11 protein-coding genes are annotated in these 14,155 nt (G+C 72.4%); 9 read left to right on the top strand and 2 right to left on the bottom strand.

Annotation, left to right across the window (positions count from 1 at the left end; all coding sequences use genetic code 11):
- Window positions 1–196 precede the first annotated feature (196 nt).
- The 5 genes from ACIBK5_RS28530 (at window position 197) to ACIBK5_RS28510 (ending at window position 6,382) form a co-directional block, all read left to right on the top strand.
- Complete coding sequence (locus ACIBK5_RS28530; protein WP_399023816.1) at window positions 197–724, top strand: hypothetical protein; 528 nt, start codon at window positions 197–199, stop codon at window positions 722–724.
- Window positions 725–769: 45 nt separating this feature from the next.
- Window positions 770–3,970, top strand: coding sequence for a S41 family peptidase (locus ACIBK5_RS28525; RefSeq protein WP_399023814.1), 3,201 nt, complete (start codon window positions 770–772; stop codon window positions 3,968–3,970).
- Window positions 3,971–4,067: 97 nt separating this feature from the next.
- Window positions 4,068–4,421 (top strand): HIT domain-containing protein, encoded by a 354-nt coding sequence (locus ACIBK5_RS28520; protein WP_399023812.1) that lies wholly within the window; start codon window positions 4,068–4,070, stop codon window positions 4,419–4,421.
- A gap of 6 nt (window positions 4,422–4,427) precedes the next feature.
- Window positions 4,428–5,369 carry a ribonuclease Z gene (locus tag ACIBK5_RS28515; protein ID WP_399023810.1) on the top strand — a complete coding sequence of 314 codons (942 nt, stop codon included), beginning with the start codon at window positions 4,428–4,430 and terminating at the stop codon, window positions 5,367–5,369.
- A gap of 20 nt (window positions 5,370–5,389) precedes the next feature.
- Window positions 5,390–6,382, top strand: a complete 993-nt coding sequence (locus tag ACIBK5_RS28510; protein WP_376387956.1) for an adenosine deaminase — start codon at window positions 5,390–5,392, stop codon at window positions 6,380–6,382.
- Between the two features lie 11 nt (window positions 6,383–6,393).
- Here the strand turns inward: ACIBK5_RS28510 and ACIBK5_RS28505 are convergent, their stop codons facing one another.
- On the bottom strand, window positions 6,394–7,452 hold the full coding sequence (locus tag ACIBK5_RS28505) for a hemin ABC transporter substrate-binding protein (RefSeq protein WP_399023808.1): 1,059 nt from the start codon (window positions 7,450–7,452) through the stop codon (window positions 6,394–6,396).
- 142 nt (window positions 7,453–7,594) lie between these two features.
- On the opposite strand from ACIBK5_RS28505, the gene ACIBK5_RS28500 reads away from it, so the two are divergent.
- From ACIBK5_RS28500 to ACIBK5_RS28485, 4 genes are all read left to right on the top strand, one after another.
- The gene (locus tag ACIBK5_RS28500; RefSeq protein ID WP_399023806.1) at window positions 7,595–8,347 is read left to right on the top strand and encodes a hypothetical protein; all 753 of its coding nucleotides are present in this window, start codon (window positions 7,595–7,597) and stop codon (window positions 8,345–8,347) included.
- Between the two features lie 46 nt (window positions 8,348–8,393).
- Window positions 8,394–9,359: a hypothetical protein gene (locus tag ACIBK5_RS28495; RefSeq protein WP_399023804.1), complete on the top strand. Its 966-nt coding sequence runs from the start codon at window positions 8,394–8,396 to the stop codon at window positions 9,357–9,359.
- A gap of 84 nt (window positions 9,360–9,443) precedes the next feature.
- Window positions 9,444–9,983, top strand: a complete 540-nt coding sequence (locus tag ACIBK5_RS28490; protein WP_399023802.1) for a hypothetical protein — start codon at window positions 9,444–9,446, stop codon at window positions 9,981–9,983.
- Between the two features lie 97 nt (window positions 9,984–10,080).
- A complete protein-coding gene (locus ACIBK5_RS28485; RefSeq protein ID WP_399023800.1) occupies window positions 10,081–12,639 on the top strand; it encodes an immunoglobulin I-set domain protein in 2,559 nt (852 codons plus the stop codon).
- A gap of 1 nt (window position 12,640) precedes the next feature.
- Here the strand turns inward: ACIBK5_RS28485 and ACIBK5_RS28480 are convergent, their stop codons facing one another.
- Entirely contained in the window at window positions 12,641–13,984 is a 1,344-nt protein-coding gene (locus ACIBK5_RS28480; protein WP_399023798.1) for an MFS transporter, read from the bottom strand.
- Between the last annotated feature and the right edge of the window lie 171 nt (window positions 13,985–14,155).

Raw genomic sequence — 14,155 nt, 5'->3', positions numbered from 1 at the left:
ACCCCCTAGCTGCGGGCATGCGTGCCGCTAGGGGCGGCACGGGTGGGCGGTGGGGGTCCCCCCGCTCGAGCGAAGCCGAGAGTGGGGGAGGCACCTCGTCGCGCCGAGTTGCGCACCCAACCCGCCCCCAGCCCCGACGCCCTGGTGGCCAGTTGCGCTCTACCGTCTCGCCCGCTTCGGTGGGAGGCTGCCTCTCATGGGGGCATTGAGGAGGATCGCGGTCGCGGCGGCGTTCGCGGTGGTCGGCGTGGGCGGTGCTGTCGCCTGTGAACCCGGTGGTGGGATCAGCTCGGCCGCTGTCGCGTACACCACCGACGAAACCGTCACCAGGGAGCTCAACCGGCAGAAGGCGGGCGTGCGTTGGCTGACCTGTACCGCGTCGTACGGGGACTCCGGCAAGGGTGGGAACGCGTCGCCCTCGGCGCGTGAGAAGACCGTGGCGACCGTCGACTGTGAGGGAGAGACCGAGGACGGGAAGGACATCACCGTCACCGGCAGGGTCACCCACGCCGTGGACGGCGAATGCGTGCGCGGGAAGATCACCGCCAAGGTCGACGGCAAGGTGTGGTTCGAGGTCGACGGGCTCGGCAACTGCGACGCCACTCCGTCACCTGTGGGCGGCGGGCCCACGAACGGGCAGCCCGGGCCCACCGTCACCGTGACCGTCACACAGACCATCTGGTGCGAGCGCTATCCGGACTGCCGTCCTGTCGAGGGCAAGTGATCCGAAGTCTGTCCGCGTGGCGCCGTCCCTGCATAGGGTGATCGGGTGACTCAGTCCGCATCGCCTGCTTACCTCCGGTTCCCCCACGTGCACGGTGACCTGGTCGCCTTCACCGCCGAGGACGACGTGTGGCTCGCGCCCCTCGACGGCGGCCGGGCCTGGCGGGTCAGCGCCGACAACGTGCCGGTGACCCAGCCCCGCATCTCGCCCGACGGCACCACCGTCGCGTGGACCTCCACCCGCGACGGCGCTCCCGAGGTGCACATCGCCCCGGCCGACGGCGGACCCGCCAAGCGGCTGACGTACTGGGGGAGTTCGAAGACCCAGGTGCGCGGGTGGACCCCCGACGGTGAGGTCCTGGCCATCAGCACCCAGGGGCAGGCGAGTCTGCGCCGCACCTGGGCGCGTGCCGTCCCGCTCGACGGCGGTCCGGCCACCACCCTGCCGTACGGGCCCGTCGGTGACATCGCCTACGGGCCGAGCGTGGTCCTGCTGTCCGCGCCGATGGGGCGCGAGGCCGCCTGGTGGAAGCGGTACCGGGGGGGTACAGCGGGCAAGTTGTGGATCGACCGGGAGGGGGACGGGGAGTTCGTACGGCTGCACGAGGAGGTCGACGGGAACGTCGAGTATCCGCTGTGGGTCGGTGAGCGCATCGCCTTTCTGTCCGATCACGAGGGCATCGGCGCGCTCTACTCCTCCCTCGCCGACGGGGCCGATCTGCGGCGGCACACGCCGATCGACGGCTTCTACGCCCGGCATGCGGCGACCGACGGCACCCGGATTGTGTACTCCAGCGCCGGTGAGCTGTGGGTTCTCGATGATCTGGACGGGGCCGAGCCGCGTCGGCTGGATGTGCGGCTGGGCGGGCAGCGCGTCGATCTTCAGCCGTTTCCGCTGCACGCCTCCCGGTCGTTCGGGTCGGCTTCCCCGGACCACACCGCGCGCGGCAGCGCCGTCTCCGTACGCGGCTCCGTCCACTGGGTCACCCACCGCGCCGGCCCCGCCCGCGCCCTCGCCGCGACGCCCGGCGTGCGGGCCCGGCAGCCGCGCGCCTTCCGCGCCGACGGCGAGGAGTGGGTGGTGTGGGTGACGGACGCCGAGGGCGACGACGCCCTGGAGTTCGCGCCCGCCACCGGGCTCGCCCCGGGGGCGACGCCGCGCCGGCTCGCCGCGGGGCAGCTCGGCCGGGTGCTGGACCTCGCCATGGCGCCCGACGGCAGCCGTGCGGCCGTCGCCTCGCACGACGGGCGGCTGCTGCTCGTCGAGCGGGAGACGGGTGAGGTGCGGGAGGTCGACCGGAGCGAGGACGGCGATGTGTCGGGGCTCGTCTTCTCGCCCGATTCGGGATGGCTGGCCTGGTCCCATCCCGGCCCGCGGCCCCTGAGCCAGCTGAAGCTCGCCAACACCACCGACCTGTCGGTCACCGAGGCCACCCCGCTGCGCTTCCAGGACTACTCGCCCGCGTTCACGGTGGACGGCAAGCACCTCGCGTTCCTGTCGACCCGCTCCTTCGACCCGGTCTACGACGAGCACGTCTTCGACCTGGCGTTCGTGGAGGGGGCGAGGCCGCACCTCATCACCCTCGCGGCCACCACGCCGTCCCCCTTCGGGCCGCAGCGGCACGGCCGGTCCTTCGAGACGCCCGACCGGGAGGAGACCCCCGACAGCGAGGGCACCCCCGCCACCCGCATCGACCTGGAGGGGCTGGCCGACCGTATCGTGCCGTTCCCGGTCGAGGCCGCCCGCTACTCCAACCTGCGGGCCGCGAAGGACGGCGTCCTGTGGCTGCGCCACCCGGTCTCCGGGGTGCTCGGCGCTTCCAGGGCCACCCCGGACGATCCCGAGCCCAAGTCCGAGCTGGAGCGCTACGACCTCGCCCAGCAGCGTGTCGAGCATCTCGCCGTCGACGCCGACCACTTCGAGGTCAGCGGCGACGGCAAGCGGGTGCTGCTGTGGACCGACGGGCGGCTGAAGGTCGTCCCCAGCGACCGGCGCGCCTCGAACGACGACGACAGCGACTCCAACATCACCGTCGACCTCGGCCGCGTACGCCAGTTCGTCGACCCGGCCGCGGAGTGGCGGCAGATGTTCGACGAGAACGGCCGCATCATGCGGGACCACTTCTGGCGGCCGGACATGAGCGGCGTCGACTGGTCCGGCGTCCTCGACCGCTACCGCCCGGTCGTCGAGCGCCTCGCCACCCACGACGACCTGGTCGACCTGCTGTGGGAGGTCCAGGGCGAACTCGGCACCTCGCACGCCTACGTCACCCCGCGCGGCGGCTACGGCCGCGGCGCCCGCCAGGGCCTGCTCGGCGCGGACATCTCCCGCTACGAGGACGGCAGTTGGCGCGTCGACCGCATCCTGCCCTCGGAGACCTCCGACCCGGACGCGCGCAGCCCGCTGGCCGCACCCGGTGTCGCCGTGCGGCCGGGGGATGCCATTCTCGCGATCGCCGGACAGCCGGTCGATCCCGTCGCCGGGCCCGGACCGCTGCTGATCGGCACCGCCGGCAAGCCGGTGGAGCTGACCATCTCCCCGTCCGGCGGCGGCGACCCCAGGCACGCCGTCGTCGTCCCCCTCGCGGACGAGGAGCCGCTGCGCTATCACGCCTGGGTCACCGACCGGCGTGCCTATGTCCATGAGAAGTCCGGCGGCCGCCTCGGCTACCTGCACGTCCCGGACATGCAGGCGCCCGGCTGGGCCCAGATCCACCGTGATCTGCGCGTCGAGGTCGCCCGTGAGGGCCTGGTCGTCGACGTCCGCGAGAACCGCGGCGGCCACACCTCCCAGCTGGTCATCGAGAAACTCGCCCGGCGCATCGTCGGCTGGGCCGTGCCCCGTGGCATGCGTCCCTACAGCTACCCCGAGGACGCCCCCCGCGGCCCCGTCGTGGCCGTGGCCAACGAGTTCTCCGGCTCCGACGGCGACATCGTCAACGCGGCCGTCAAGGCCTTGGGGCTCGGCCCCGTCGTCGGCACCCGCACCTGGGGCGGCGTCATCGGCATCGACAGCCGGTATCGGCTTGTGGACGGCACCCTCGTCACCCAGCCCAAGTACGCCTTCTGGCTGGAGGGCTATGAGTGGGGAGTGGAGAACCACGGTGTGGATCCGGACGTGGAGGTAGTGCAGCGCCCCCAGGATTACGTGGCGGGCAGGGACGCCCAACTGGATGAAGCCATCCGACTGGCACTGGAAGCGCTGGAGGCAGTACCGGCAAAAACGCCCCCAGGCTTGCCAACCTAAGGGGCGCGGGGAACTGCGCGACCAGCCACAACGCACCCGCACCCGACGACGATACGATGCCCAAGTCGGACCACACGGCCCAACCCTCGGAGGAGACATGGCAGGGGAGCCCCAGGAAGACTGCCTGTTCTGCAAGATCGTCGCCGGCACCATCCCGGCGACCATCGTCCGCCAGACAGACACCACCGTCGCGTTCCGCGACATCAACCCCCAGGCCCCCACCCACGTCCTGATCATCCCCAAGGCGCACTACGAGAACGCCGCCGCCCTCGCCGCCGCCGACCCCGCCCTCACCGCGGACGTGATCCGCGAGGCCCAGGCCGTCGCCGACGAGGAGAAGCTCGACAGCCACCGCCTCGTCTTCAACACCGGCAGCGGCGCCGGCCAGACCGTCTGGCACGTGCACGGCCACGTGCTCGGCGGCCGCGGCCTCGAATGGCCCCCGGGGTAGTCCGCCTTGTCCGTACGTGAACTCGTGGTCCTCGGCACCGCCAGCCAGGTGCCGACCCGGCACCGCAACCACAACGGCTACCTGCTGCGCTGGGACGGCGAGGGCCTCCTGTTCGACCCCGGCGAGGGCACGCAGCGGCAGATGCTGCGCGCCGGGGTCGCCGCGCACGACCTGAACCGGATCTGCGTCACGCACTTCCACGGCGACCACAGCCTCGGCCTCGCCGGCGTCATCCAGCGCATCAACCTCGACAAGGTGCCGCACGAGATCACCGCGCACTATCCGCGTTCCGGGCAGCGCTTCTTCGACCGTCTCCGGTACGCGACCGCCTACCGCGAGACCGTCGAGATCACCGAGGCACCCGTCTCCGGCGACGGGCCCCTCGCCCGTACAGGCGGCTACACGCTGGACGCCCGGAAGCTGTCGCACCCCGTGGAGTCGTACGGCTACCGGCTCGTCGAGCCCGACGGCCGCCGCATGCTGCCCGAGCGGCTCGCCGCGCACGGCATCAAGGGGCCGGACGTCGGCCGGATCCAGAGGGAGGGCTCGCTCGGCGGGGTCGCGCTCGACGACGTGAGCGAGACGCGGCGCGGGCAGCGGTTCGCGTTCGTCATGGACACCCGGCTGTGCGACGGGGTGTACGCGCTCGCCGAGGAGTGCGACATGCTCGTCATCGAGTCGACCTTCCTCGACGAGGACGAGCAACTCGCCGTGGAACACGGGCATCTGACGGCGGGGCAGGCCGCGCGGGTGGCCCGGGACGGTGGGGTGCGGCATCTGGTGTTGACCCACTTCAGTCAGCGATATTCCGACCGTGGGGGCACCTCCCGCTCGAGCGAAGCCGAGAGTGGGGGAGAGTTCGAGCGACAGGCGCGGGCCGCCGGGTACGAGGGTGAGCTGACCGTGGCGCACGATCTACTGAGAGTGCCGGTTCCGAAGCGTCGGTGAATCAGCCGTACGATGAATTGATGTCCCTCCCCAAAGCCGAACTGCACCTTCACATCGAAGGCACCCTGGAACCGGAACTCGCCTTCGAGCTCGCCGCGCGCAACGGCGTCACGCTGCCGTACGCCGACACGGACGAGCTGCGCGAGGCGTACCGGTTCGAGGATCTGCAGTCCTTCCTGAACCTGTACTACGAGCTCATGGCCGTCCTGCGCACCGAGCGTGACTTCGAGGACCTGGCCAACGCATACCTCGCCCGCGCCGCCGCCCAGGGTGTGCGGCACGCGGAGATCTTCTTCGACCCGCAGGCCCACACCAGCCGGGGTCTTGAGATCGGCACGGTCGTCGAAGGGCTGTGGCGGGCGCTGGGCAGCAGCGAGGCGAACCACGGTGTCTCGACCCGGCTGATCCTGTGCTTCCTGCGCGACGAGTCCGCCGAGTCGGCCCTGGCGACCCTGGACGCGGCGAAGCCGTACCTGGACCGGATCACCGGCGTCGGCCTCGACTCGGCCGAGGTCGGGCACCCGCCGGTGAAGTTCCGCGAGGTCTACGAGGCCGCCGCCGCGCTCGGGCTGCGCCGGGTCGCGCACGCCGGTGAGGAGGGGCCGCCGGAGTACATCACCGAGGCGCTGGACATCCTCGGCGTGGAGCGGGTCGACCACGGGCTGCGCTGTGTGGAGGACCCGGCGCTGGTGGAGCGGCTGGTGCGGGACCGGGTGCCGCTGACGCTGTGCCCGCTGTCGAACGTACGGCTGCGGACCGTCGACACCCTCGCCGACCACCCGCTGCCCGCCATGCTGGACGCCGGGCTCATGTGCACGGTGAACTCGGACGACCCGGCTTACTTCGGCGGGTACGCCGGGGAGAACTTCGACGCCGTGCGCGCCACCCTCGGCCTGAGCGAGGAGCGGCTGCGGGAGCTCGCCCGCAACTCCTTCCTCGCCTCCTTCCTGGAGGACGACGAGGAGCTGCGGGCCCGGTATCTCGCCGAGGTGGAGGCCTACACCTTCCCGTAGGCCCGCCCGTCTCACTTGGCGTGGATGCGGTCCACCAGGATGTCGATGACCAGCGGCGTGCGCGGGCCGTAGCCCAGCAGCACGCCGTCCTCCACGTCGACGACGCGGCGGTTCATGCCGGCGGGGGTCTGGGCGATGCCGGGGATCTTGACGAGTCCGTCGATGCCGCCGACGGACTCCAGGCCCTTCGACATCATCAGGATGACGTCCGGCTGGGCCTGGGCGAGGGCCTCGGTGGTGATCGGGGTGAACGGCTTGTCCAGGCCGGCTTCGGTGCCCGCGTCCACCGCGCCCGCCGCCTCGATGAGGGAGTCGGCGCCGGAGCCCTTGCCGCCGATCAGGTAGACGGCCGCGCTGCCGCGCAGGTAGAGGAACGCGACCTTCGGCCTGCTGCCGGCGGGCACGGCGTCCCGGGCGGCGGCGAGGTCGGCGCTCATCCGCCGGTTGAGCGCCTTGCCCGCGTCCGGGACGCCGAGGGCCTCGGCGATACGGGTCGTGCGCGTGGTCACGTCGGACAGCTTCGTCGCCGGGTCGAGGACGACGACCGGGATGCCGGCGTCCCGGATCTGGTCGAGCGCCTCGTCGGGGCCGGTGTCGGTGTCCGCGAGCACCACGGTCGGCCGCAGGGACAGCACGCTCTCGGCGCTCACGTCGTGCGCCTTGGTGACCTGGGGGAGTTTCCTCGCCGCCGCGAACGTCGCGGTGATGTCGCGGCCGACGACGCGGTCGCCCAGCCCCAGTGTGAACACGGTCTCCGCCACGCCGCCGTTGAGCGGCAGGATGCGGGAGGCGTCCTCGACGGTGACCTTCCGGCCGTCGGAGGAGCCGACGGTCACCGGCAGCTTCGGGGTGGGGGCCTTGCCCTTCAGGGGCACGATCGTGTTCTTCGCGAGCTGCTTCCGGGCCGCCGTGGCACGGGCGTTCGCGGATGCCGGTGCGGCTTCCGAGCCGCCGGAGGGCGATGAGCCGCCTCCCGGGCCGCAGGCGCCGGTCAGCAGTCCGAGGGTGAGCGCGAGTGCGGCGAGGGTGCGCCTGCGGGTGGGGGGACGGCATCTCGCTGAGTTGAGCATGGCTCCACTTTTCCTCTCTCGCGACGCACAATTGACGGTTAGTTTAGGTTAGGCTCACCTTAATAAACCTTGGTGGGGGTGTTTTATGCCATCGTCAACTGGCCTGCACCGTAAGGGAGTTGTCCGGAATCGGGGAGCTTGGGTGATCCTGGGGGCCGTCGCGGCCCTGATCGTCCCGGCCGCCGCTCCGGCCGTCGCCGCCGGTGGTTCGGCGACCGGTCCCGAGGGGCAGAAACTCACCGTCTCCAAGTCCTCCGGCCTGAAATCGGCAGGCGAGACGGTGACCGTCACCGGCTCCGGCTACAACACGGAGAAGGGCATCTACGTCGCCTTCTGTGTGGACAACGGCCCGGGCAAGACCCCCACTCCCTGCGTCGGCGGCGTCGACATGTCCGGCGAGTCCGGTGCCTCGGCCTGGATCTCCTCCGACCCGCCCTCGTACGGGGACGGGCTGGCGAAGCCGTACGGCGGGAGCGGGCACGACGGCACCTTCAGCGTGAAACTCAAGGTGCGCGCCAAGGACGCCAACACCGACTGCACGAAGACCGGCGTGACCTGCGCCGTCATCACGCGCAACGACCACACGCGCGGTGGCGACCAGAGTCAGACGGTCCGGGTGCCGGTGACCTTCGGCGGCGGTTCGTCCGGGGACGGCGGTGCGTCGGCCACGCCGAGCGCGACGGCCGGGGCGAGCACGACCGGCGGGGGCGGCACGGGCGGTTCCGACGGCGGTGGCGGTGGCGGGAGCGGCGACAAGGACTCCGGCGGCCCGCTGGCCAGTACCGGGTCCGCCGCGCTGCCGCTCGGACTCACCGCCGCCGGGCTGGTCGCCGCCGGCGCCGGTACCTGGTTCTGGGCGCGCAGGCGCCGGGCCGGGCGCGCGGACGCGAGCTGACCACGACCTCGGCTGACCACAACCTCATAGGGAGAGGGACACGAAGATGGCGAAAAGACCCGGTGCCGTCGCCCTGGCCGTCGGCGCTGCCCTGTGCGCGGTGCTGTCGCCGGGCGCGGCGGCCGCGCAGGAGGGGGAGGCCCTTCCGCGCGAGGTGTCCGGAGGGTACGCGAGCTGGCACACGGCCGCGCCCGGCCTCACCGGCAGAGGCATCGCGCTGACCACGGACCGACCGGCCGTACAGGGGGCGGCCGATCGGTCCTGGTTCCCGGCGACGGGAGGCGGCGCGGATCCCGGAACCGGTGCGGCGGAGGTCGAGTTGGGCGGCACCGCCCGTCTCGAACGGTCCACCGGGCCGGGCGAGCCACTCGTCCTGGGCGGCCTGCGGCTGGAGCTGGCGGGCGACGGGGGCGGCGGTGCGCTGCATGCCCGGGCCGTACGCGACGGCCGCGCCCAGGAGGTGACGCTGGCCGAGTTCGCGGCGGGCGGCGCCGAACCCGCCGTACGTGCGGGCGGGATGACCTGGACCGGGCTGCGGGCGTCCCTCACGGACGAGGGGGCGGGGTTGCTGTCCGAGTGGAGCGGGGAGCGGTTCGCGTCGGGGGACGCGCTGGGGGTGCTGGACGTGACGGCCGGTACCGGTGCCGGGGGCGGTGCTCCCGGTGACGTACCGCCGTCGCCGTCGCCGACCTCTCCTGTCTCGGGTGCGCCCGCGCCGGAACCTCAACGGGAGCCCCTGAGTGCTCCCGTGGCCTCCGTCGCGCACTCATCCCTCACTCCCGGCGAGGAGCAACGGGTCACCGGCGAGGGCTTCGCGCCCGGCGCGGTCGTGCTCGTCGCGATCGACGGAGACACCCGGTACCAGGCGGCGGCCGACAAGGAGGGCCGGGTCGCCCGGGCCTTCCCGGTGTACGCCACGGCCGCCGAGGGCGAGCACACGGTCGAGTTGTCCGCCGTGACCGGGCAACAGGGCGCCGCTGTAGCGCAGTTCACGGTGCGTATCGCGAACTGACCCTTGCTTAGTTAGGTAAGGCTTACCTAATCTTTGCTCGCTGTCGACCAGCGAGGTCGACCGACGAGAAAGGGCTCGTACCCCATGAGATCCGCCTTCTCCGCCCGTACCGCCGCCCGTGCCGGCGTGGCCGTCGCCGCGTCCGCCGCCCTCACCCTGGGCCTGGCCGGCTCGGCCTCCGCCGCCACCGCGACCCGCACGATCACCGACGGCGGCACCACGTACAACCTGTCGGTGACCGCCCCGAACACGGCCTCGGCGGCCGGCCAGGTCATCAACGTCACCGGCTCCGGCTTCAACCCGGGCCAGGGCATCTACGTAGGCCTGTGCGTGGTCTCGGGCGCCCAGGGGGCCGCCAAGCCGACCCCCTGCCTGGGCGGCCAGGACGAGAGCGGCTCCACCGGTGCCTCGCACTGGGTGAACAACACCTTCGGCGGCATGTTCGCCAACAGCTCCAAGTTCGGCACCGGCGGCACGTTCAACGTGAACATCTTCGTCAAGGCCACCCTCGACAACGGCCAGGTCTGCGGCGACGACGTCACCTGCGCGATCGTCACCCGCGCCGACCACTTCGACAGCAACGACCGCAAGTACGACGTCCACGTCCCGGTCACCTTCCAGTGACGGCCGGCTGACGCACCGCCAGGCCGGGCTCCGGGGCACTCCGGGGCCCGGCCCTCGGCGTCCGTACGGGCCCACCCGACCATGTGAGGAACCGCTCATGCATCACAGACGCCCGGCGGCGCTGCTCGGCGCCGCCGCCCTGGTGGCCGCCTCGGTCGCCGTGGGCGCCGGCACCGCCGCGCAGGCCGCCGACACCCCGAGGACGGGCCTCGGCAAGAACGGCCAGAAGCTCACCGTCTCCGCCTCCGCGAACCTCGACCCGGACGGGGAGACCCTGCGTGTCACCGGATCCGGCTACGACACCGCCAAGGGCATCTACGTCGCCGTCTGTAAGGACAACGGCGACAACCGCATCCCCACCCCCTGCCTGGGCGGCGCCGACCAGACCGGCGGCAGCGGGGCCTCGAAGTGGATCGTCCCCCAGGGCGATGCCAACGAGGGCCCGCTCACCGAGACCTTCGGTGACGGCGGCACCTTCGACGTCGAGATCGAGGCCGAGGCGAAGGACGGCGGCCTCGACTGCACCCAGGTCGCCTGCTCGGTCGTCACGCGCGTCGATCACCGGGCCGCCGGCGACCGCTCCCAGGACGTCCGGATTCCGATCACCTTCGAGGGTCAGGAGCCCGGTGGCGGCGACGGCGACGGCGTGGACGTCCCGGCCGGAACCGTCAGTTACGCGCGCTCCGCCGAGATCACCACCGTCGGCCGGCCCAACGCCCTGCTGCTGCACCCCGAATCCAAGAAGCTGTACGTCGGCTCCGACAACATCCCCGATACCGCCGACGTCAACGAGGCGGGCCTCTACGTCCTGAACCCCGAGGACGGCAAGCTGCTCAGCCATGTCGCCCAGGCCCCCGGCTCCACCGGCACGATGCAGCCCCGCGCGGTGCAGCGGATCATCGCCCCGCTCGCCGGTGACGGGGTCGTCTTCCAGTACCCGGTGCGCGGCATCGGCACCGCCAAGGACGGCGACACGGCGGCGAAGGGCGTCTGGCCGCCCGGCGGCGCGGTCACCGGGGCGGCTCCGGGCAGCGGCACGGACACCGTCCTGATCTCCCAGGGCGCCGTCCTGTCCGAGGTGGAGACCGCCACCGGGGCCGTCCGGCGGACCGTCACCCTCGACGGCGGCGGCGACCTCGCGGCCGACACCGCCCGCAAGACCCTCTGGTCCGCCGAGGCCACCGGCGGCAAGCTCCGCCGTGTCGATGCCGGTTCCTTGACGGTGACCGCCGAGGCCGCCCTGCCCGGGGAGATCCTCGCCTTCGTAGAGGTGGACCCCGAGACCGGCAACGTGTGGGTGGGGACGGGCTCTTCGGTGCTCGTGTACGACAAGGACGCGAAGCTTCTGACGACCCTCAAGGGCAAGGACCGGCCCACCGCGGTCGCCTTCGACAAGACCACGGGTGAGGCCTTCGTCCTCCGTGAGGACTACGGCAGCGCGGAGGACGGCGCGGACAACAACGGTGTCCTGGAGGTGTACGACAGTGCCACCTTCCAGCAGGCGGCCGTGCCCGTAGCCCTGCCCGGCAGCCGGGCGGGCGGCTTCGGCGGTGTGGCCGTCACCCCGGGTGCCGCCTCCGTCTATCTCACCCACCAGGCGGAGAGTTCGGTCCTCCGGTTCGACCGGCGTGTCTCGCCCAAGGTCACCCAGTCTCCGACCGACCAGACCGTGGCCCCGGCCGACAAGGTCACCTTCGTGGCGGCGGCCGAGGGCACCCCGGAACCGTCCGTGCGCTGGCAGGTCAGCACCGACGGCGGCCAGACCTGGTCCGCGATCGAGGGCGCGACGCGCACCTCCTACTCCTTCACGGCGCAGGCGGGGCAGAACGGCTACCGGTACCGCGCCGAGTTCAAGAACACGGCCGGTACCACCCGTACCTCCCCGATCACTCTGACCGTCAAGGAGGCCGGGGGTGGTGGCCCCGGAGGCGGCGACGGCGGCGAGGACACCGAGCCGTCCGGCACGAAGACGGTGACCGGTCCGAACGGGCAGAAGCTCACCGTCACCCCGGTCAACCACCTCTCCACCGAGGACCAGACCCTCAAGATCACCGGCTCCGGCTACGACATGAAGAAGGGCGTCTATGTCGCCCTGTGCGTCGACAACGGCGCGGGCGAACTGCCCACCCCGTGCATCGGCGGCGTCGACATGTCCGGCACCTCGCACTCCTCGGCGTGGATCTCCTCCAACCCGCCGGACTACGGCCAGGAGCTGGCGATCCCGTACGGCAAGGGCGGCACCTTCGAGGTCGAGCTGACGGTGGACGCCAAGGACGAGTACACCGACTGCTTCAAGGCGACCTGCGTCCTGGCCACCCGCGCCGACCACACCCTCTCCGGCGACCGCTCCCAGGACGTCAAGGTCCCGGTGGCCTTCGTCGGCCAGGACCCGGTGGACACCGACGGCGGGAACAGCGGTGGCAGTACCGGGGGCGGCACCGGTGGCGGCGGCGCGGACGGCGGTACCGGTACGACGGGCGGCACCGGTGGCGGCAGTGGTGCCGGTGGCGGCACCGGGACGTCGGCCGCCGGTTCCTCCGGCAGCCTCGCCTCCACCGGCGTGACCGTCCTGACGGTGGCCGCGCTGGCGGCGGCCCTCACGGCGACGGGCTGGTTCGTGCACCGCCGAGCCCGCACGGGCGGCACCGCCCTCTGACCTACCGGGCTCCGGACCCCGGTGAGGCACCCGCCTGCCGGGGTCCTGCCTGGTCGTAGGCCCGCTGGGCCGGAACGGCCGCGGCCTCCACGGTGATCTCCACGACCGGCTGTTCCGGGGCGCCGATCTCGGGGATCGCGCCGGAGGGAGTGCCGGTGGCGGCGGCGACCAGGGCGGCCGGGTGGCCGCCGCGGCGGCGGATCGCGCCGGGCAGCAGCGCGCGCCCGCCGGTGTGCAGGGCCACGGCCGTCATCGGCAGGGCGATCACCAGCAGTCCGGCGCCGAGGACCGCGCCCATGGCCGGGAACCCGGCCTGCGCCGACAGCACACTGCCGGTGAGCGGTCCGGCGGCCGTACCCAGCGAGGACGCCGAGCCGACCAGCACCGCCCAGCGGCCGCGCGGGTCGAGCGAGGCGGCGAGCCCGATCAGATACGACAGCACCACCGGGTACAGGGTGTTCCAGGCGATCTCGCCGGTCGCGAAGGTCGCCAGGTCGGTCGAGGAGGCGCTGAGCGCGATACAGCCGGCGATGAGCACCGTGCCCGCCCCGATGGGGACGGCACGTCCCAGCCGTGCGCCGAGCGCGCCCGCCGCCAGAACCCCGGTCAGTCCGGCGCCCAGTCCCAGGGCGAACACGGCCCCGACGGTGGCCTCGCTGAGATGGGCCTGGTCGAGACCGATCCGTCCGCTCACGCCCCACAGGGAGTTCTGGGCGAGCGACCAGCACAGCATCGCGGCGGCCAGCACCAGTCCCGAACGGGCGTGCGGCAACCGGGCCTTGGCGCGCCGGGTGGTGGGTGGGGTGGGCGTACCGGCCGGGAGGCGGCCGGTCAACGGCCATACGACCAGGGCCGTCAGGGCGATCGCGGCCAGCGGCAGGCCGTGCCCCGGGCCGAGGTGCGGGACCGTCAGATACACGGCACCCGCGAGGGCGGAGACGGTGAGCAGCCCGGCGGTGGAGGCCCGGTGCGGATCCCGCTGTCCGGCGATGAGGGTCGCGGCGACGGTGGTGGCCGTGCCGGAGCCGAAGCCGCCGAGGACGGCCCCGGCGACGACGGCCGGGACAGCGGTGGTGAGGGCGGCGCCGCCGTAGCCGAAGAAGGCCAGGGCGAGGCCGATGCGGGCGAGGGTGCGGGCGCCGATCCGTTCGACCCGTGAGGCCAGGGCGAATCCGGCGGCGGCCGAACTCAGCAGCAGGGCGCTGCCGACGGCGCCGGCCTGTGTGGCGGAGAGCGGAAGGCCCGAATCGAGCCTGCCGACGGTGGTCGGCAGCAGATACGGAGCGAGGTACCCGGCCGTGAAAAGGGCAACGAGGGACCAGGGAGTGGTGCGGGGGGCGAACACGGGCGTTCCCAGGGCATGCGAAAGGAGCGGGAAGAGGGGGGGAGGGGCGACGACCGTCGACGGACAGGAACGCGCGGGCAATTTGTATCAAGCAAGTAGTCGAACGCGTGAACCGAGAAGGTGTGATCTGGAGCACGTTGCGTTTGGTGCGGTGAAGCCCGGGTAAACGAG

Source organism: Streptomyces sp. NPDC050546, assembly GCF_044457425.1.
In the GTDB taxonomy this organism is placed as follows: domain Bacteria; phylum Actinomycetota; class Actinomycetes; order Streptomycetales; family Streptomycetaceae; genus Streptomyces.
The sequence above is the reverse complement of the archived record's forward strand: the minus strand, read 5'-3'. Positions and strand labels throughout refer to the sequence as shown.